Here is a 17,680-nt window from a genome sequence, read left to right on the forward strand (position 1 = left end):
ATTGATCAGCACGCGGCGCCAACGGCCACGCGCACCGCGATGCCCTGGTGCACGGTCGGGGCCGGCTCCGTGCTCCCGGGCGGCGTGGCGGTGGCATTGACTTCCCAGTTCGAGTGCGAGCACAGCGAATTGCCGCCCGCGCCCGAGCCGACGATGCCCGTGTTCTGCGCAGCGCCGCTGGCATAGCAGGGCTGGTCGTCCGTGTTGGTGGCGTCCAGCTCGCTCAGCTTGATCGGCTTGACGCTGGTACAAGCCGGCGCCTCCATGACAACGGCGTAGGCCGAGCCGGCTTGGCCCATGTTTATCGACGGCGTGCTGCGCACCGGCAGCGAAGTGAAGTCGGTGCTGATCGTGTCTTCGATCGCCTGCTGCGCGGCCGCGGCGGCCTCCTTCTGGGTCTGCATGTTGCCGACCAGCTTGGTGTTGACGTTGACGGCCTTGATGGACGAAACGACGATCAGCGTGATCACCATCAGAAAGATCATCGAGACCAGCAAGGTGGCGCCTGCCTGCATGCGCGGCGCGGCGCTGCGCCTGGAGCGGTTCATGGTATTTCCCTCTGGCCCGAGCTGTTGTACAGGCGCGCGACCGTGCTGTAGACGTGGCGCTTGATGCGGTCGTTGAAGGGGCCTGCGGCCGGCACGGCCAGGCCCATGTCGTAGGTTCTGGCGTCCGTCCAGCCGCCGCTGGGCTCGGTGTTGCGCGCCAGCACGTGAATGCGAATGGCCATCACGTTGGTCCAGTTGGTCAGCGCCACGGTCCAGTCGTAGGCCGGCGTGGTTTGCGGGCACACTGCAATGGCAATTTCCGTCGCCGGCGGGCTGGCCGGATTGCTGGTGTAGCAGTCCGGCGAGCCGTTGGCGTCCATGTCGATGCCGTAGTCGAGCTGCAGGTTCTCGATGCCTTCGACCAGCGGGGTGATCTTCATCTCGCCGTCCAGGTACTCGGCCATCTTGAGGGTGGGAATGGTGTCGGTGCCGCACACATTGCAGGTGCTCACGAAGTACACGTGCTGCACGATCTTGCGCAGCGGCGCAAGCTTGCTCGGCAGGCAGTCCTTCCGCATCAGCGGGAAGCTGGCCGCGGAGGCGCCCGCTGCAGCCGCGAAGGGCAGCGTGTCGTTGGCGCAGGTGGAAACCTGCAGGTAGGCCTCGGCCGCGACTGCCGACGCGGGATTCTCGACGGGCGTGGTGCTGACGCGCGTGACGATCAGCATCGCGGTGCCCGCCATGACATTGCTGATGCAGCTCGGCGTGCTGCTCAGTCCCTGGATCGGCAAGGGAACGGTGGAGGTGCCCGGGCTCGTCATGGCAAAGTAGCCGAGGGCGGCGATGCTCGTGGGGCAGGCCACCGGCGCCACGGTCGCGAAAGCGGTGCTCGAGGAAGCGCCGACGAAACCGGCCATCTGGATGTCTTCGCTGAGCAGCTGGAGTGCGTAGCGGCCGTTCTCGATCTGGCGCCCGGTCTTGTCGAGCTCGGAGCGCGAGCCCACGGTCGAGACCAGCAGGCTGATCAGGCCGATCATCAGGAACAGGCCGAGCGTGATGGCCACCATCAGCTCGACCAGCGTGAAGCCGCGGTTGTGGCGCCGGTAGCCGCAATGCATGCGCGCTCTCACGACAACGCCCCGATCCGCACCTTGGTCGTGACCACCCGGTGCAACTTCTCGTCGCCGTAGGCGCCGCTACCGCAGGGAAAGGCGGTACTGCCATCCATCAGGGTCGGCGCGGCCGTCTTGGCCAGGCCTTGCCACGACACGGCGATCAGATAGATGTTGTTGGCGGCGTCGTCGAGGGTCACGCAGCCGATCGCGCCGATCATGGCGCCGAGCTTGGCGCTCGACTGGGTTTCGGCCTGGCCGTTGATCAAGTCTTTCCAGGCCGTGAGATCGGCCGCGGCCTGGGTTTGCTGCTGCACGTTGCCGGCGGTGCAGGCCGGCACGGTGGTGCTGGTCGCGCTCAACTGGACGCCGGTGGCGCCATTCGAATAGCAGCTCGCGACCTTCCGGTTCGCATTGAGGCGATCGGCCATGTCCTGCACGAGCTGCAGCGCCTTGATCCGCTGGTAGGCCTCCATCTCGGCAACGTTGGCGCGGCTGCTCACGCCGGCCAGGCCGAGCAGCCCGACGAGCAGGATCACGAGCGTGATCAGGACTTCGATCAGTGCGACCCCATGCTGGGGGGCGGTCATGCGGCGCGCGCGCGCCGGAATGCGCGGCGCCATCTAGCAGGCCCCCATGCTGCTGCTCGGCACGCCACTCAGCCCGATGGAGATGCAGCGCGAATTGACGCCTGCCGTGGTGGCCGACGGCGCGATGGTGAACTTGGTGCTCGTGCTCACGGTGCGGCCGTCCTTGCCATAGGTGATGACGTCGAGGTCGCTCGAGTCGCTGATGGCGAGGTTCTTGTAGGCCTGCTGGCTGTGGAAGACGTTGGCGCCGTCCTTCACTTCCCAGCCTTCGTCCCAGGCGCCGCCTGTCTTCGCCAGACCGACGCTGCGATTGCGGGTCACGGCTTCGCTGCGAGCGAGCGTGAGCGCCGCCATCAGGTCGAAGGAAACGTTGCGGATGCGCTGGTTCGCAACGAAGGCGCGAAACGAGGGCAGCGCCAGCGCAGCGAGGACGCCCATCACCGTGATCACGGTGACCAGTTCGATCAGGGTGAAGCCGCGGACGTGGCGGCGCGTGCGGCGAGGGGCTACCAGCATCCCGCAGCTCCGGTCGACGTGCCCTTCGCTCCCGCTTCGTCGATGGTCAGCGTCCCGCAGGCGGTGTCCCTGGCGAGCTGCGCGCCGATCGGCGTGGCGGTGATCGTGAATCCCGGCGGTGTCGTGCCGGCCTTGGGGGGTGCCGTGAACGAGTAGTTGGACGACACATTCGACGGAGGTGGAAAATTCAACGCAGCCAGATTCGGGGCGTAGATCCGCGCGTCCAAAAGGTAGCGCTGCTGCAGGTTGCTGAGCTCGAGCATGTAGCCCTGGGCGGCCGATCGATTAGAACGAACGATGTAATTGGTATACGAGGGATAGGCGATCGCTGCCAGGATGGCGACGATCGCCACCGTCACCATCAACTCGATCAGGGTGAAGCCACGCGATTGCCGTCGCTCATTGCAGCGCGCACGCCGGCTTGGCAGCGTGAATGCAGTCGACGGCAGTTCCAGAAACTGATGCATGGAGGCCAATCCCTTCGAGCGCCCAGAAATTTCAAAACGTGACTATATGTTAACAATGTGAAAAATTCACATTCGACGATAAGGCCTTTCGCGCACAAGTTCACGCCTGGGCAGGGCGAGTGAAATGGCGCAGCCTTCGAGGCCTGCGAGATGGACGAAAAACGAGGCGCGCACGCACAGGCCACGGCGCACGCGATCTGCTCGCGCCTCGAGAATCCGCAGTGGGTTTTTTACGTTGAGCAGGCCGAGTGCGCAAGGCACTTGCGGGCACTTGCGGGCACTTGCTGGCACTGGCGTGTGAGGCGTGTGCGCTCGCGCGCTGAAGCCCCCGGGCAGGCTTGCGCTCGAGGCCTAGACCCCGGCCGCGTGGGCCTGCTGGTCGGCGTGGTAGCTGCTGCGCACCATCGCGCCGACCGCCGCATGGCTGAAGCCCATCTTGTAGGCCTCTTCCTCGAACATCTTGAATGTGTCGGGATGCACGTAGCGGCGCACCGGCAGGTGGCTGCTGCTGGGCGCGAGGTACTGGCCGATGGTCAGCATGTCGATGTCGTGCGCGCGCATGTCGCGCATGACCTGCAGGATCTCTTCGTCGGTTTCTCCGAGGCCGACCATGATGCCGCTCTTGGTCGGCACCTCGGGATGCAGGGCCTTGAACTTCTTCAATAGGTTGAGGCTGAACTGGTAGTCGCTGCCCGGGCGCGCTTCCTTGTAGAGGCGCGGCGCGGTCTCCAGGTTGTGGTTCATCACGTCGGGCGGCGCGGCCTTGAGGATCTCGAGCGCGCGGTCGTCGCGGCCGCGGAAGTCGGGCACCAGGATCTCGATCTGCGTCTGCGGCGAGAGCTCGCGGATGTTGCGGATGCAGTCGACGAAGTGCTGGCTGCCGCCGTCGCGCAGGTCGTCGCGGTCGACGCTGGTGATCACCACGTACTTGAGGCGCAGCTTGGCGATGGTCTTCGCGAGGTTCAGCGGCTCGTCCTTGTCCAGCGGATCGGGCCGGCCGTGGCCGACGTCGCAGAAGGGGCAGCGCCGCGTGCACTTGTCGCCCATGATCATGAAGGTGGCCGTGCCGTTGCCGAAGCACTCGCCGATGTTGGGGCAGGAGGCTTCCTCGCAGACCGTGTGCAGGTTGCTCTCGCGCAGGATCTGCTTGATCTCGTAGAAGCGGGTGGTCGGGCTGCCGGCCCTGACGCGGATCCAGTCGGGCTTCTTGAGCACTTCGCCCTGCTGGATCACCTTGACGGGGATGCGCGACAGCTTGGCCGCGGCCTTCTGCTTGGCCAGGGGGTTGTAGCTGTCGGGACCTTGGGCATCGCGGACGACTTCGAGGGTGCTCATGGCTTCTCTTGAGTGGGGCTCAAGGCGCGAGGTAGGCGGCCAGCTTGCTGGCCAGCACCTGCGCGGCTTCGTCCCAGGTTGTTTGAACGCCGATTGTAGAAAGATCGACGGTTTCGAGCCCTGCGTAGCCGCAGGGGTTGATGCGCGAGAAGGGTTCCAGGTCCATCGCGACGTTGAGCGCGACGCCGTGGTAGGTGCAATGGCGGCTGACCTTGATGCCCAGCGCGGCGATCTTGCCCAGGCCGCGGAAGGGGTCGGCGGGTTGCGTCGGGCCGGTCAGTGCGGCATGCGAAAACGGGTCGTCAAGCCGCACATAGATACCCGGCGCGCCGCCCACGCGGTGGCCGGTGACGCCGAAGTGCGCCAGCGTGCGGATCACCGACTCCTCGATGCGAAAGACGTATTCCTTCACGTAGTAGCCGGCGCGCCGCAGGTCGACCAGCGGATAAGCCACCACCTGGCCGGGGCCGTGGTAGGTCACCTGGCCGCCGCGGTCGGTCTGCACGACGGGGATGTCGCCGGGGTTCAGCACATGGTCGGCCTTGCCCGCCAGGCCCTGGGTGTAGACCGGCGGGTGCTCGCAGATCCAGAGCGTATCGGCGGTGTCGGGCGTGCGCTCCCGCGTCACCTGCTGCATCGCCGCGTAGGTCGGCGCGTAGGCGACGCGGCCGAGCCACACGGCCTCGAGCGCTTTGCTCAGAGCACCACCTTGACCATCGGATGCGCGGACAGCGCCATGTAGATGGCGTCGAGCTGCTCGCGGCTGGTGGCAGTGACGGTGATGGTCACGCCGAGGTAGTTGCCGGCCTTGCTGTTGCGCAGTTCGATGGTGCTGGCGTCGAAGTTCGGATCGAACTGCTCGGCGATCAGCGTGACCGCATGCACGAAGCCATCGGCCTTGACGCCCATGACCTTGATCGGAAACTGCGAGGGGTACTCGATCAGCGACTCCTTGCGCGCGTCGATCGGTGGGGTGTCGGGGGCGGTGCTCATGCAGGAACTCCTTGCTCTTGCGCGCTGCGCTCGATGGCCCTCTGGTAGCCCGCATGCAGCGCCTGGAAGACCGGGCCGGGACGCCCCGATCCGATCGTCTGGCCATCGAGCGTGACCACCGGCAGCACTTCCTTGCTGGCCGAGGACAGCAAGAGTTCGTCGGCGCCGAAGACTTCGTCGCGTGCGATGCGGCGCAGCGAGAAGGGGATGTCCGCCTCGGCGCAGATGCGCTCGATCAGCCCGTAGCGGATGCCGGCCAGCACCAGCTCGTCCTTGGGCGGTCCATAGACCGTGCCGTCCTTCACCACCCAGACGTTGCTCGACGAGGCCTCGCTGAGCCAGTCGCCGCGGAACATGATGGTCTCGGCCGCGCCGGCCTCGACGCTGATCTGCCGCGCCAGCACCGCGCCCAGCAGGCTGGTGCTCTTGATGTGGGCTTTCTGCCAGCGGAAGTCGTGCGCGCTCACGCAAGCGACGCCCTTGGCGCGCGCCGCATCGGACACCGGCTTCATCGGGTTCAGCATGACGAAGACGGTGGGCACGAGACCCTGCACCATCGCATGCTCGCGCGGGGCCACGCCGCGCGTGACCTGGATGTAGATGGCCTGCACGGCCGCGCGCTCGGAAGGCGGGCTGGCCTCGACGAGACGCATCGCAATCGCGTGCCACTGCCCATGCGTCAACGGATTGGCGATGCGCAGCTCGCCCAGCGAGCGGTCCAGCCGCGCCATGTGTTCCTCGAAGCAGAAAGGCACGCCGCCATAGACCGGCACCACTTCATAGACGCCGTCGCCGAAGATGAAGCCGCGGTCGAGCACGCTGACCTTGGTGTCGGAGAGCGGCGCGTAGCTGCCGTCGAGGTAGCAGAGCGAGTCGGGGAGGGCGTCGGTGATCGGGTGCATAAGAGATTATGGTGGGGGCACTCCTGTGCTTTCCAACGTCTCGCGCTTGCCGCAGCGCGGGGCAAGGATGTTTTGCGAGCTCGGCCCGGAACATGGCGGAGAGCCATGGGTTTTTACTTATAATCAATGGCTTTGTAGAAATTCTGGGTCGTCATCCGGGCTTCATTCGAAATGAAAACAATCGCCCGCGATGTGAGAGAGAGGGAAGTCCGAGAGGACGCTCAAGACCCGGATGCTGACTTCAAGCCGTTGACCGCCGAAGAGGCCCAGCGGCTGCGCGAAAAGAAGCCGTCGATCTCGCCCTGGCGCGTGATCGCGGTTCAGGTCGGAGCGGGGCTGCTGGTGGCGTTGGCCGCCTGGGGCCTGACAGGGAGGCAAAATCTGGGGTGGTCCGCCGGATACGGCGCACTGGCAGTGGTCATTCCTGCTGCGGTGTTCGCGCGGGGGCTCACTGGAAGGTTCTCTTCCCTGAATCCGGGCACTGCGGTGTTCGGATTCTTTTTGTGGGAAATGGTCAAGATGGCCTTGACGGTGGCGATGCTGATCGCCGCGCCAAGGCTGGTAACGGCGCTGAGCTGGCCGGCGATGCTGGTGGGCTTGGTGGTGACAATGAAGGCGGCGTGGGTGGCGGTGATGCTGGCTCCCAGGCGCTTGAAACTTAAAGACGAGTAACGGATGGCTGCTGAAAACGCTGCGGAACATGGTCAGACCGCTGGTGAATACATCGTTCACCACTTGACGCATCTTCAGAGCTCCAAGCCGGCAGGTGTTGCCGACTTCTCGGTTTTCAACTTCGACTCCCTGTTCTTCTCGATCCTGCTCGGCGTACTGGGCTGCTGGGTGCTGTGGTTGGCCGCGCGCAAGGCGACCTCGGGCGTCCCGGGCCGCTTCCAGGCTGCGGTCGAGATCCTGATCGAAGTGGTCGACCAGCAGGCCAAGGGCATCGTCCACAACGCCAACAGCCGCAAGTTCGTCGCGCCGCTGGCGCTGACCATCTTCGTGTGGATCTTCATGCTCAATGCGATGGACCTGTTCCCGGTCGATCTGTTCCCGGCGATCTGGGGCTGGATCTTCGGCGTGGCCGGCGGCGACCCGCATCATGCCTACCTGCGCGTCGTTCCCACCGCCGACCTGTCGGTCGCCATGGGCATGTCGGTCTCGGTGCTGCTGATCTGTCTCTTCTACAACATCAAGATCAAGGGCCTCGGCGGCTGGATTCACGAGCTGTTCACCGCGCCCTTCGGCAATCACTGGGCGCTCTACCCCTTCAACTTCGCGATGCAGCTGATCGAGTTCATCGCCAAGACCGTGTCGCACGGCATGCGTCTGTTCGGCAACATGTACGCCGGCGAACTGATCTTCCTGCTCATCGCACTGATGGGCGGCGCCTGGACGCTGTCGGCCACGGGCGTGTTCCTGGCGCTCGGCCACATCATCGCGGGCACCGCGTGGGCCATCTTCCACATCCTGATCATCACGCTGCAGGCCTTCGTGTTCATGATGCTGGCGCTGGTGTACGTGGGCCAGGCGCACGATCACCACTGATCCGCTCTTTTAGTTTTTCGTTTTTTCTTTTCTCTTCAACCAAAGTCCTCTAGGAGTCATCATGGAAGTTATTAGCTTTGTTGCACTGGCCGCCGGCCTGATCATCGGTCTGGGCGCTGTGGGCGCATGTATCGGCATCGGCATCATGGGCAGCAAGTACCTCGAGTCGGCCGCACGCCAACCCGAGCTCATGGGCGAACTCCAAACCAAGATGTTCCTGCTGGCCGGTCTGATCGACGCCGCGTTCATTATCGGTACCGGTATCGCGCTGTGGTTCGCAACGGCCAACCCGTTCCTCTCGCAAATCGCCAACCTGCCGAAGTAATCGGGTCCAGGCTTTCTCGTCGAACCCCTGTCGTTCCTCGGGGAGCGGCTTCGGATTCAATCCCACAGAGAGGGTAAAAAGTGAGCATTACCGGTACCCTGATCGTCCAGATGATCGTGTTCCTGATTCTTGTCGGGTTCACGATGAAGTTCGTGTGGCCGCCGATCGCTAAGGCGCTGGATGAGCGTGCCCAGAAGATCGCCGATGGCCTGGCTGCTGCCGACAAGGCCAAGGCCGCGCTGTCCGATGCGGACAAGCGGGTGGAAGTCGAACTGGGCAAGGCGCGCAACGAGTCCGCGCAACGTCTTGCCGATGCCGAACGTCGTGCGCAGGCCATCGTTGAAGAGGCCAAGGCCCGCGCCACGGAAGAAGGCAACAAGATCGTCGTCGCCGCTCGCGCCGAAGCCGAGCAGCAGGCCGTGAAGGCGCGCGAGGTGCTGCGCGAGCAGGTGGCCGCGCTGGCCGTCAAGGGCGCCGAGCAGATCCTGCGCAAGGAAGTGAATCCGGCCGTGCACGCCGATTTGCTCGCCCGCCTGCAGACCGAACTCTGATCAAAGCCATGGCAGAACTCGCCACCATTGCACGTCCCTACGCCGAAGCGCTTTTCAAGGCGTCGTCGTCGGACCTGGCAGGCGCCGGCGCCTGGCTCGAAAAAGTCGCCGCCATCGCCGCCAGCCCCGAACTCCAGCAGTTCGCGGACAACCCCAAGGTCACGCCCGAGCAGGTGCTCGGCGTCATCGCCGGCGCTTACGGCGCTGAGTTGCCGGCTGCCGCCAACAACTTCCTGACGGCCCTGCTCGAGAACGGGCGCTTTTCCGCGCTGCCGGAAATCGCAAAGCAGTTCCGGGCCCTGGCGAATGCGCAAAGCGGTTCGTCCGACGCCGTGGTGTACAGCGCCTTCCCGATCGATGCGGCAGCGTTGAATGGCGTTGCTGCGGCGCTCGAGAAGCGCTTCGGCCGCAAGCTGCAGGTCACGGTCCAGCAGGAGCCGGCCCTCATCGGCGGCATTCGTGTGGTGGTGGGTGACGAGGTGCTCGACACCTCCGTCAAGGCGCGCCTCGAACAAATGAAAGTTGCGCTGGCAGCCTGAGGCCGTCAGCCCCTTACAAAGAAAGAAGGAAAGAGTCATGCAACTCAATCCCGCAGAAATTTCCGAACTGATCAAGAGCCGCATCGAAGGCCTCGGCGTCAGCGCGAACATCCGCAACGAGGGCACCGTGGTGTCGGTGACCGACGGCATCGTGCGCGTGCACGGCCTGTCGGACGCGATGCAGGGCGAAATGCTCGAGTTCCCGCCCACGGCGGACGGCACGCCGTCCTTCGGCCTGGCGCTGAACCTCGAGCGCGACTCGGTCGGCGCCGTGATTCTGGGCGAGTACGAGCACATCTCGGAAGGCGACACCGTCAAGTGCACGGGCCGCATCCTGGAAGTGCCGGTCGGCCCCGAGCTCATTGGCCGCGTGGTCAACGCGCTGGGCCAGCCGATTGACGGCAAGGGTCCGATCAACGCCAAGATGACCGACGTGATCGAGAAGGTCGCCCCGGGCGTGATCGCCCGCAAGTCGGTCGACCAGCCGATGCAGACCGGCCTCAAGTCCATCGACTCGATGGTGCCGATCGGCCGCGGCCAGCGCGAGCTGATCATCGGCGACCGCCAGACCGGCAAGACCGCGGTGGCGATCGACGCAATCATTAATCAGAAGGGTCAGAACATGACCTGCGTCTACGTCGCGATCGGCCAGAAGGCTTCTTCGATCAAGAACGTGGTGCGCGCGCTGGAACAGGCCGGTGCGATGGACTACACCATCGTCGTGGCCGCCTCGGCTTCCGAATCGGCCGCCATGCAGTACGTGAGCGCGTATTCGGGCTGCACGATGGGCGAGTACTTCCGCGACCGCGGCCAGGACGCGCTGATCGTCTATGACGACCTGTCCAAGCAGGCCGTGGCCTACCGCCAGGTCTCGCTGCTGCTGCGCCGCCCGCCGGGCCGCGAAGCCTACCCCGGCGACGTGTTCTACCTCCACAGCCGTCTGCTCGAACGTGCCGCTCGCGTGAACGAAAAGTACGTTGAAGATTTCACCAAAGGTGAAGTCAAGGGCAAGACCGGTTCGCTGACCGCGCTGCCGATCATCGAAACCCAGGCTGGCGACGTGTCCGCTTTCGTTCCGACCAACGTGATCTCGATCACCGACGGCCAGATCTTCCTGGAAACCAACCTGTTCAACGCCGGCATCCGTCCCGCCATCAATGCCGGTATCTCGGTGTCGCGCGTGGGTTCGGCAGCGCAGACCAAGGTCATCAAGGCCCAGTCCGGCGGTATCCGTACCGACCTCGCGCAGTACCGTGAACTCGCGGCCTTCGCGCAGTTCGCTTCCGACCTCGACGAAGCCACCCGCAAGCAGCTCGACCGCGGCGCCCGCGTGACCGAACTGCTGAAGCAGGCCCAGTACAGCCCGCTGCCCATCTCGCTGATGGGTGCCTCGCTGTTCGCGGTGAACAAGGGCTTCCTGGACGACATCGACGTGAAGAAGCTGCTGTCGTTCGAACACGGCCTGCACCAGTTCCTCAAGTCCAGCCACGCCCCCTTGCTCGACAAGATCGAGCAGGCCAAGGCGATCGACAAGGACACCGAGGCCGAGCTGACGGCCGCCGTCACGGCGTTCAAGAAGTCGTTCGCCTGATCGACCACGCAAGGAGCCCCAATGGCAGCTGGTAAGGAAATCCGCGGCAAGATCAAATCGGTGGAGAACACCAAGAAGATCACCAAGGCCATGGAAATGGTGGCCGCGTCGAAGATGCGCAAGGCGCAGGAACGCATGCGCGCCGCCCGCCCCTACAGCGAGAAGATCCGCAGCATCGCGGCCAACCTCGGCCAGGCGAACCCGGAGTACACGCACGCCTTCATGAAGGTCAACGACGTGAAGGCCGCTGGCTTCATCGTCGTGACGACCGACAAGGGCCTGTGCGGCGGCATGAACACCAACGTGCTGCGCGTCGTGACGACCAAGCTGCGCGAGCAACAGTCGGCCGGCGTCGCCGTCGAGGCGGTGGCGATCGGCAACAAGGGCCTGGGCTTTCTGAACCGCATCGGCGCCCGCGTGGTCTCGCATGTCACCCAGCTGGGCGACACACCGCACCTCGACAAGCTGATCGGCCCGGTCAAGGTGCTGCTCGACGCGTACGCCGAGGGCAAGCTCAGCGCGGTCTACCTCTGCTACACCAAGTTCATCAACACGATGCGCCAGGAGTCGGTGGTCGAGCAGCTGCTGCCGCTGGCCGCCGAGTCGATGAAGATGGAAAAGGGCCAGCACTCGTGGGACTACATCTACGAGCCCGATGCCCAGAGCGTGATCGACGAACTGCTGGTGCGCTACGTCGAGTCGCTGGTGTACCAGGCCGTGGCCGAGAACATGGCGTCGGAACAGTCGGCGCGCATGGTCGCCATGAAGTCCGCCACCGACAACGCCGGCAACGTGATCGACGAGCTCAAGCTGGTCTACAACAAGACCCGCCAGGCCGGCATCACCAAAGAGCTGTCGGAGATCGTTTCGGGCGCTGCGGCGGCCGCAGGCGTCTGAAGACCTTCGGTCCTTCGACCTCAACCAGATTTAATTTTTACCGGAGCAGATGATGGCTCAAGCAAATACAGCGCAAGGCAAGATCGTTCAATGTATCGGGGCCGTGGTCGACGTGGAATTCCCGCGCGACCAGATGCCCAAGGTGTACGACGCGCTGCAATACGAAGGCGGCACGCTGACCCTCGAGGTGCAGCAGCAGCTCGGCGACGGCGTGGTGCGCACCATTGCGCTCGGCTCGTCCGACGGCCTGCGCCGCGGCCTCGTCGTGACCAACACCGGCGCGCCGATCACCGTGCCCGTCGGCAAGGCGACGCTCGGCCGCATCATGGACGTGCTCGGTCGCCCGATCGACGAGCGCGGCCCGGTCGGCCAGGAAGTCACCGCTTCGATCCACCGCAAGGCGCCGGCCTACGACGAGCTCTCGCCGTCGACTGACCTGCTGGAAACCGGCATCAAGGTGATCGACCTGGTCTGCCCCTTCGCCAAGGGCGGCAAGGTGGGCCTGTTCGGCGGCGCCGGCGTCGGCAAGACCGTGAACATGATGGAACTCATCAACAACATCGCCAAGGCCCACTCGGGTCTGTCGGTGTTCGCCGGCGTGGGTGAGCGTACCCGCGAAGGCAACGACTTCTATCACGAGATGTCCGACTCGGGCGTGGTCAACCTCGAGAACCTCGGCGAGTCGAAAGTGGCCATGGTCTACGGCCAGATGAACGAGCCCCCGGGCAACCGTCTGCGCGTGGCGCTGACCGGCCTGACCATCGCCGAATCCTTCCGCGACGAGGGCCGCGACGTGCTCTTCTTCGTCGACAACATCTACCGCTACACGCTGGCCGGTACCGAAGTGTCGGCTCTGCTGGGCCGCATGCCTTCCGCCGTGGGCTACCAGCCGACGCTGGCCGAGGAAATGGGCCGCCTGCAGGAACGCATCACCTCGACCAAGGTCGGCTCGATCACTTCCATCCAGGCCGTGTATGTGCCGGCCGACGACTTGACCGACCCCTCGCCCGCCACCACCTTCGCCCACCTGGACTCCACCGTGGTGCTGTCGCGCGACATCGCTTCGCTCGGTATCTACCCCGCCGTGGACCCGCTCGATTCGACCTCGCGCCAGCTCGACCCGCACGTGGTCGGCGAAGAGCACTACAACGTGGCCCGCGCCGTGCAAGGCACGCTGCAGCGCTACAAGGAACTGCGCGACATCATCGCGATTCTGGGCATGGACGAACTGGCTCCGGACGACAAGCTGGCCGTGGCCCGCGCCCGCAAGATCCAGCGTTTCCTGTCGCAGCCCTTCCACGTGGCCGAAGTGTTCACCGGCTCGCCGGGCAAGTACGTGCCGCTGGCCGAAACCATCCGCGGCTTCAAGATGATCGTGAACGGCGAAGCCGACCACCTGCCGGAACAAGCGTTCTACATGGTGGGCGGGATCGACGAGGCGTTCGAAAAGGCCAAGAAGGTCGCCTAAGGCGGCATAGGAATCCAGATGGCAAACACCATTCACGTCGACGTGGTCAGTGCCGAGGAGTCCATCTTCTCGGGCGAGGCCAAGTTCGTCGCGCTGCCCGGCGAAGCCGGCGAGCTCGGCATCTATCCGCGCCACACGCCGCTGATCACGCGCATCCGTCCGGGTGCGGTGCGCATCGAGACGGCCGACGGCGGCGAGGAATTCGTCTTCGTGGCCGGCGGCATCCTGGAAGTGCAGCCCAGCACGGTGACCGTGCTGTCCGACACCGCCATCCGCGGCAAGGACCTCGACGACGAGAAGGCCAACGTGGCCAAGGCCGCCGCCGAGGAAGCGCTCAAGAACGCCAGGAGCGACATCGACATCGCGATGGCGCAATCGGAACTGGCCGTGATGGCCGCGCAGATCGCCGCACTCCGCAAATACCGCCAAAAAAAGTAAGGCAGCAGTGCTGTCCTTCGAAAGAGCCGCCTTCGGGCGGCTTTTTTCACGTCCTTCGGTCTTAATCAGGTCGAAGTTCAATCTTGTTCGGCTGAAGCCCAGCGCCTAGTATTCGCCTTCGCCCCGGTCCGTAGAGGCCGCAGGGTAACGAAGAACGAACACTGGAGACAAAGCTTGGACACCTGGAGCGGCCTCACTGCCGACGAGATGCGGCTGCTGGAGACGACCTTCTGGTCGGCCGGCGGCTCGCGCCATGGCATGGCCGAAAAGCTGGGCTTCTCCAAGAGCAAGGCCAACGCGCTGATCGCCGGCCTGGTCGAGCAGGGCCTCCTGGCCGAGGCCGGCCTGCAGCGCTCCTCCGGTGGCCGCCGGGCCGAGAACCTCCAGCTCCATGCGGGCCTCGGCGTGCTGGTCGGGGTGGACATCGGCGCCACCAGCCTCGACGTCGCGGTGCTGCGGCCCGACCTCACGGTGCTGGCCCAGCATGCGGAGCCGGCCGACGTGCGCGAAGGCCCCGGCGTGGTGCTGGCCCGCGTGCGCGTGCTGATGCGCGAGCTGCTGGGCCGATGCGGCTTCGACGCGAAGCAGGTCATCGGCATCGGCATCGGCGTGCCGGGCCCGGTCAACTTCGAGATCGGCCAGCTCGTGAACCCGCCGCTGATGCCGGCCTGGGACAGCTTCTCGATCCGCGACTACCTGCGCGAGGACTACGCGGCGCCGGTCTTCGTCGACAACGACGTGAACCTGATGGCGCTCGGCGAACTCTGGCGCCTGAAGCGCTCGCTCTCCAACTTCCTCGTCATCAAGATCGGCACCGGCATCGGCTGCGGCATCGTGTGCCACGGCGAGGTGTACCGTGGTGCCGCGGGCTCAGCCGGCGACGTGGGCCACATCTGCGTCGACCAGGAAGGCCCGCGCTGCCATTGCGGCAATGTCGGTTGCGTCGAGGCGATGGCGGCCGGCCCGGCCATCACGCGCATGGCGGTACAGGCTGCGGAAGCCGGCGAGAGCGCCGCGCTGGCCGAGCGGCTGCGCGCGCAGGGCCGCATCGATGCCATCGATGTCGGCCAGGCCAGCCGTGCCGGCGATGCGGCGGCCAACGCGATCGTGCAGCGCGCCGGCAACCTGATCGGCCAGATGCTGGCGTCGATCGTGAACTTCTTCAATCCCTCGCACGTGTTCATCGGCGGCGGCATCACGCACATCGGACCGCTGTTCCTCGCGGCCCTGCGCCAGAGCGTGTACCAGCGCTCGCTCGCGCTCTCGACACGGCATCTCGAGATCCAGTACACGCCGCTGGGCACGCAGGCCGGGCTGATCGGCGCCGGCGTGCTGGCCATGCACGAGACGCTGAAGGTTCGCGGGGTCGCGCCATGACGCAGCAGCAGCCCAAGCGCAGCGTCGCCGTCGAATTCGACAAGGTCGTGAAGGCCTTCGGCCCGGTGCAGGTGCTGCACGGCGTGAGCTTCGCCATCGAACCGGGCCGCGTCTACGGCCTGCTCGGCGAGAACGGTGCGGGCAAGTCCACGCTGATGAAGATCCTCGCCGGCTACGAATCGATCACCGGCGGCGTCGTGCGCGTGAACGGCGAGCCGCAGCACTTCGGCAGTTCGCGCGATGCGGAAGCGCTCGGCATCGTGCTGATCCACCAGGAGTTCAACCTGGCCGAAGACCTGAGCGTGGCGCAGAACATCTTCCTCGGCCACGAAAAGAGAAAAGGCTGGTTGCTCGACGACGTTGCGATGGAGCGCGAAGCGGCGACTGCGCTCACCGCAGTGGGCCTCCAGGTCGACCCGCGCACCAAGGTGCGCCGACTGATCGTCGCCGAGAAGCAGCTGGTCGAGATTGCCAAGGCGGTCTCGCGCCACGCGCGCCTGCTCGTCATGGACGAGCCGACCGCCACGCTCACGCCCGGCGAGACCGAGCGTCTGTTCAAGCTGATCGCGCAGCTGCGCGCCGACGGCGTGACCGTCGTCTACATCTCGCACAAGCTCGACGAGGTCGAGCGCATCACCGACGAAGTGATCGTGATGCGCGACGGCCGCTTCGTGACGCGCGCGCCGACCTCCGAACTCACGCGCCACCAGATGGCCAACCTGATGGTAGGCCGCGAACTCGCCGACCTGTATCCGCCGCGCGATGCCGTGGTCGCGGACGCGGCGCCTGCGATGCAGGTGCGCCACTTCAGCGTGCCCGGCTGGGCCGAGGATGCGAGCTTCGAGGTGCGCCCCGGCGAGATCCTCGGCTTCGCCGGGCTGGTCGGCGCCGGCCGCACCGAGCTCTTCGAAGGCCTGATGGGGCTGCGGCCGGCGAGCGGCAGTGTCGAGATCGGCGGCAAGCCCGTGCAGCTGCGCAACCCGCGCGATGCCGCCAAGCACGGCTTCACCTACTTGAGCGAAGACCGCAAGGGCAAGGGCCTGCACGTGCACCTCGGCCTGCGCCAGAACCTCACGCTGATGGCGCTCGAGCGCTATGCCACGCCCTGGCTGCACCCCGAGGCCGAGCGCAGCGCGCTGGCCACGGCCGTGAGGGACTACGGCATCCGGACCGGCGACCTCGACGCGCGCGCCTCCTCGCTCTCGGGCGGCAACCAGCAGAAGCTCGCGCTCGCCAAGGTGCTTCAGCCGCAGCCCAAGGTGGTGGTGCTCGACGAGCCCACGCGCGGCGTCGACGTCGGCGCCAAGCGCGACATCTATTTCCTGATCCAGCGCCTGGCCCGCGAGGGGCTGGCCGTGATCGTCGTCTCGTCGGAGCTGATGGAGCTGATCGGCCTGTGCCATCGCGTCGCGGTGATGCGCGCGGGCCGGCTCGTCACGACGCTCGATGCCGATCAATTGACCGAAGAGGAGCTCATCGCTCATGCCACCGGAACCGCAACAAGCCACGCCTGAAGCCGCTACGGCCGCCGCCGCAGCGCACCGCAGCGAAAGCAAGCCGCGCTGGACCGAGCGCCTGCACGGCCTCGGCCCGGTCATCGGCCTGGTGCTGCTGTGCATCGCCGGCACGCTGCTCAACGGCGACTTCGCCACGCTTGACAACGCGATGAACGTGCTCACGCGCACCGCCTTCATCGGCATCATCGCGGTCGGCATGTGCTTCGTGATCATCTCGGGCGGCATCGACCTCTCGGTGGGCTCGATGGCGGCGCTGATCGCGGGTTGCGTGATCATGTTCATCAACGCGATGGGTCCCATGTTCGGCTCGCCGCTCCTCGCGGTGGTGCTCGGCGCCGTGCTCGCCGTGGCGCTGGGCGCGGCGTTCGGGCTCGCGCACGGCCTGCTCATCACCAAGGGGCGCATCGAGCCCTTCATCGTGACGCTGGGCACGCTCGGCATCTTCCGGGCCTACCTGACCTACTTCGCCGACGGCGGCGCGCTCACGCTCGACAACGATCTGTCGGACCTCTACGCGCCGGTCTATTACGCGAGCCTGCTGGGCATTCCGGTGCCGGTGTGGGTGTTCCTCATCGTCGCCGTCATCGGCGGCCTGATCCTGAACCGCACCGCCTACGGCCGCTACGTGCAGGCCATCGGCTCCAACGAGCAGGTCGCGCGCTATGCGGCGGTCGGCGTCGACGGCGTGAAGATCCTCACCTACGTGCTGCTCGGCGTCTGCGTCGGCATCGCGACGCTGCTCTACGTGCCGCGCCTCGGCTCTGCGTCGCCGACCACCGGCCTGTTGTGGGAGCTCGAAGCCATCGCCGCGGTGATCGTCGGCGGCACCGCGCTCAAGGGCGGCGCGGGCAGCATCACCGGCACCGTGATCGGCGCCATCCTGCTCTCGGTCATCAGCAACATCCTGAACCTCACCAGCATCATCAGCGTGTACCTCAACGCCGCGGTGCAGGGGATCGTGATCATCGTCGTCGCCTTTCTTCAGCGAGGCAGAAGGTGAGCCCCCGGCTTTTCATTTCCCTTTTTCAA

21 protein-coding genes are annotated in these 17,680 nt (G+C 65.7%); 12 read left to right on the forward strand and 9 right to left on the reverse strand.

Going from position 1 to position 17,680, the window contains the following annotated elements:
- Nucleotides 1-5: 5 nt before the first annotated feature.
- From ACSQ86_RS02385 to ACSQ86_RS02425, 9 genes are all read right to left on the reverse strand, one after another.
- Nucleotides 6-548 (reverse strand): pilus assembly PilX family protein, encoded by a 543-nt coding sequence (locus ACSQ86_RS02385; RefSeq protein WP_436308420.1) that lies wholly within the window; start codon nt 546-548, stop codon nt 6-8.
- Complete coding sequence (locus ACSQ86_RS02390; protein WP_436308421.1) at nt 545-1,618, reverse strand: PilW family protein; 1,074 nt, start codon at nt 1,616-1,618, stop codon at nt 545-547. Before ACSQ86_RS02390 ends, ACSQ86_RS02385 begins: the two co-directional genes overlap by 4 nt.
- Nucleotides 1,615-2,190: a type IV pilus modification protein PilV gene (gene pilV / locus ACSQ86_RS02395; protein ID WP_436308422.1), complete on the reverse strand. Its 576-nt coding sequence runs from the start codon at nt 2,188-2,190 to the stop codon at nt 1,615-1,617. The genes ACSQ86_RS02390 and pilV overlap by 4 nt, the downstream gene beginning before the upstream one ends.
- A gap of 33 nt (nt 2,191-2,223) precedes the next feature.
- Nucleotides 2,224-2,706 carry a GspH/FimT family pseudopilin gene (locus tag ACSQ86_RS02400; RefSeq protein WP_436308423.1) on the reverse strand — a complete coding sequence of 161 codons (483 nt, stop codon included), beginning with the start codon at nt 2,704-2,706 and terminating at the stop codon, nt 2,224-2,226.
- Nucleotides 2,697-3,173 carry a type IV pilin protein gene (locus ACSQ86_RS02405; RefSeq protein ID WP_436308424.1) on the reverse strand — a complete coding sequence of 159 codons (477 nt, stop codon included), beginning with the start codon at nt 3,171-3,173 and terminating at the stop codon, nt 2,697-2,699. Before ACSQ86_RS02405 ends, ACSQ86_RS02400 begins: the two co-directional genes overlap by 10 nt.
- Nucleotides 3,174-3,524: 351 nt before the next feature.
- A complete protein-coding gene (gene lipA / locus ACSQ86_RS02410; protein ID WP_436308425.1) occupies nt 3,525-4,508 on the reverse strand; it encodes a lipoyl synthase in 984 nt (327 codons plus the stop codon).
- A 19-nt stretch (nt 4,509-4,527) separates the two neighbouring features.
- Complete coding sequence (gene lipB / locus ACSQ86_RS02415) at nt 4,528-5,208, reverse strand: lipoyl(octanoyl) transferase LipB (RefSeq protein WP_436310249.1); 681 nt, start codon at nt 5,206-5,208, stop codon at nt 4,528-4,530.
- The gene (locus tag ACSQ86_RS02420) at nt 5,205-5,501 is read right to left on the reverse strand and encodes a YbeD family protein (RefSeq protein ID WP_093104854.1); all 297 of its coding nucleotides are present in this window, start codon (nt 5,499-5,501) and stop codon (nt 5,205-5,207) included. The genes lipB and ACSQ86_RS02420 overlap by 4 nt, the downstream gene beginning before the upstream one ends.
- Nucleotides 5,498-6,403 (reverse strand): D-amino acid aminotransferase, encoded by a 906-nt coding sequence (locus ACSQ86_RS02425; RefSeq protein WP_436308426.1) that lies wholly within the window; start codon nt 6,401-6,403, stop codon nt 5,498-5,500. The genes ACSQ86_RS02420 and ACSQ86_RS02425 overlap by 4 nt, the downstream gene beginning before the upstream one ends.
- Before the next feature lie 171 nt (nt 6,404-6,574).
- Between ACSQ86_RS02425 and ACSQ86_RS02430 the strand changes: the two genes are divergently transcribed.
- The 12 genes from ACSQ86_RS02430 to ACSQ86_RS02485 all read left to right on the forward strand — a co-directional run bounded on the left by ACSQ86_RS02430 (nt 6,575) and on the right by ACSQ86_RS02485 (nt 17,651).
- Nucleotides 6,575-7,075, forward strand: coding sequence for an ATP synthase subunit I (locus ACSQ86_RS02430; protein ID WP_436302551.1), 501 nt, complete (start codon nt 6,575-6,577; stop codon nt 7,073-7,075).
- 3 nt (nt 7,076-7,078) lie between these two features.
- Complete coding sequence (atpB, locus tag ACSQ86_RS02435; RefSeq protein WP_093104864.1) at nt 7,079-7,948, forward strand: F0F1 ATP synthase subunit A; 870 nt, start codon at nt 7,079-7,081, stop codon at nt 7,946-7,948.
- 61 nt (nt 7,949-8,009) lie between these two features.
- The gene (atpE, locus tag ACSQ86_RS02440; protein WP_019657641.1) at nt 8,010-8,273 is read left to right on the forward strand and encodes a F0F1 ATP synthase subunit C; all 264 of its coding nucleotides are present in this window, start codon (nt 8,010-8,012) and stop codon (nt 8,271-8,273) included.
- Nucleotides 8,274-8,353: 80 nt separating this feature from the next.
- A complete protein-coding gene (locus tag ACSQ86_RS02445) occupies nt 8,354-8,824 on the forward strand; it encodes a F0F1 ATP synthase subunit B (protein ID WP_093104866.1) in 471 nt (156 codons plus the stop codon).
- 8 nt (nt 8,825-8,832) lie between these two features.
- The gene (locus ACSQ86_RS02450; protein WP_436302553.1) at nt 8,833-9,363 is read left to right on the forward strand and encodes a F0F1 ATP synthase subunit delta; all 531 of its coding nucleotides are present in this window, start codon (nt 8,833-8,835) and stop codon (nt 9,361-9,363) included.
- Between the two features lie 37 nt (nt 9,364-9,400).
- The gene (atpA, locus tag ACSQ86_RS02455) at nt 9,401-10,954 is read left to right on the forward strand and encodes a F0F1 ATP synthase subunit alpha (protein ID WP_214696543.1); all 1,554 of its coding nucleotides are present in this window, start codon (nt 9,401-9,403) and stop codon (nt 10,952-10,954) included.
- A gap of 21 nt (nt 10,955-10,975) precedes the next feature.
- Nucleotides 10,976-11,851 carry a F0F1 ATP synthase subunit gamma gene (gene atpG, locus ACSQ86_RS02460; protein WP_093104873.1) on the forward strand — a complete coding sequence of 292 codons (876 nt, stop codon included), beginning with the start codon at nt 10,976-10,978 and terminating at the stop codon, nt 11,849-11,851.
- 52 nt (nt 11,852-11,903) lie between these two features.
- Complete coding sequence (gene atpD / locus ACSQ86_RS02465) at nt 11,904-13,319, forward strand: F0F1 ATP synthase subunit beta (protein WP_093105441.1); 1,416 nt, start codon at nt 11,904-11,906, stop codon at nt 13,317-13,319.
- Nucleotides 13,320-13,337: 18 nt separating this feature from the next.
- Nucleotides 13,338-13,757, forward strand: coding sequence for a F0F1 ATP synthase subunit epsilon (locus ACSQ86_RS02470; protein WP_093104875.1), 420 nt, complete (start codon nt 13,338-13,340; stop codon nt 13,755-13,757).
- A 207-nt stretch (nt 13,758-13,964) separates the two neighbouring features.
- Nucleotides 13,965-15,134 (forward strand): ROK family protein, encoded by a 1,170-nt coding sequence (locus ACSQ86_RS02475; RefSeq protein ID WP_436306243.1) that lies wholly within the window; start codon nt 13,965-13,967, stop codon nt 15,132-15,134.
- On the forward strand, nt 15,131-16,648 hold the full coding sequence (locus ACSQ86_RS02480) for a sugar ABC transporter ATP-binding protein (protein WP_436308427.1): 1,518 nt from the start codon (nt 15,131-15,133) through the stop codon (nt 16,646-16,648). Before ACSQ86_RS02475 ends, ACSQ86_RS02480 begins: the two co-directional genes overlap by 4 nt.
- Nucleotides 16,617-17,651, forward strand: coding sequence for an ABC transporter permease (locus ACSQ86_RS02485; RefSeq protein WP_093104879.1), 1,035 nt, complete (start codon nt 16,617-16,619; stop codon nt 17,649-17,651). Before ACSQ86_RS02480 ends, ACSQ86_RS02485 begins: the two co-directional genes overlap by 32 nt.
- Nucleotides 17,652-17,680 lie beyond the last annotated feature (29 nt).

Source organism: Variovorax sp. LjRoot130, assembly GCF_964253755.1.
Classification (GTDB): Bacteria; Pseudomonadota; Gammaproteobacteria; order Burkholderiales; family Burkholderiaceae_C; genus Variovorax.

Excerpts from the sequence above, each read along its gene's own strand:
- ACSQ86_RS02385 (WP_436308420.1), bottom strand. The coding sequence starts at position 548 with ATGAACCGCTCCAGGCGCAGCGCCGCGCCGCGCATGCAGGCAGGCGCC.
- pilV (WP_436308422.1), bottom strand. The coding sequence starts at position 2,190 with ATGACCGCCCCCCAGCATGGGGTCGCACTGATCGAAGTCCTGATCACG.
- ACSQ86_RS02400 (WP_436308423.1), bottom strand. The coding sequence starts at position 2,706 with ATGCTGGTAGCCCCTCGCCGCACGCGCCGCCACGTCCGCGGCTTCACC.
- ACSQ86_RS02405 (WP_436308424.1), bottom strand. The coding sequence starts at position 3,173 with ATGCATCAGTTTCTGGAACTGCCGTCGACTGCATTCACGCTGCCAAGC.
- lipA (WP_436308425.1), bottom strand. The coding sequence starts at position 4,508 with ATGAGCACCCTCGAAGTCGTCCGCGATGCCCAAGGTCCCGACAGCTAC.
- ACSQ86_RS02420 (WP_093104854.1), bottom strand. The coding sequence starts at position 5,501 with ATGAGCACCGCCCCCGACACCCCACCGATCGACGCGCGCAAGGAGTCG.
- ACSQ86_RS02425 (WP_436308426.1), bottom strand. The coding sequence starts at position 6,403 with ATGCACCCGATCACCGACGCCCTCCCCGACTCGCTCTGCTACCTCGAC.
- ACSQ86_RS02430 (WP_436302551.1), top strand. The coding sequence starts at position 6,575 with ATGAAAACAATCGCCCGCGATGTGAGAGAGAGGGAAGTCCGAGAGGAC.
- atpB (WP_093104864.1), top strand. The coding sequence starts at position 7,079 with ATGGCTGCTGAAAACGCTGCGGAACATGGTCAGACCGCTGGTGAATAC.
- atpE (WP_019657641.1), top strand. The coding sequence starts at position 8,010 with ATGGAAGTTATTAGCTTTGTTGCACTGGCCGCCGGCCTGATCATCGGT.
- ACSQ86_RS02450 (WP_436302553.1), top strand. The coding sequence starts at position 8,833 with ATGGCAGAACTCGCCACCATTGCACGTCCCTACGCCGAAGCGCTTTTC.
- atpA (WP_214696543.1), top strand. The coding sequence starts at position 9,401 with ATGCAACTCAATCCCGCAGAAATTTCCGAACTGATCAAGAGCCGCATC.
- atpG (WP_093104873.1), top strand. The coding sequence starts at position 10,976 with ATGGCAGCTGGTAAGGAAATCCGCGGCAAGATCAAATCGGTGGAGAAC.
- atpD (WP_093105441.1), top strand. The coding sequence starts at position 11,904 with ATGGCTCAAGCAAATACAGCGCAAGGCAAGATCGTTCAATGTATCGGG.
- ACSQ86_RS02470 (WP_093104875.1), top strand. The coding sequence starts at position 13,338 with ATGGCAAACACCATTCACGTCGACGTGGTCAGTGCCGAGGAGTCCATC.
- ACSQ86_RS02475 (WP_436306243.1), top strand. The coding sequence starts at position 13,965 with ATGCGGCTGCTGGAGACGACCTTCTGGTCGGCCGGCGGCTCGCGCCAT.
- ACSQ86_RS02480 (WP_436308427.1), top strand. The coding sequence starts at position 15,131 with ATGACGCAGCAGCAGCCCAAGCGCAGCGTCGCCGTCGAATTCGACAAG.
- ACSQ86_RS02485 (WP_093104879.1), top strand. The coding sequence starts at position 16,617 with ATGCCACCGGAACCGCAACAAGCCACGCCTGAAGCCGCTACGGCCGCC.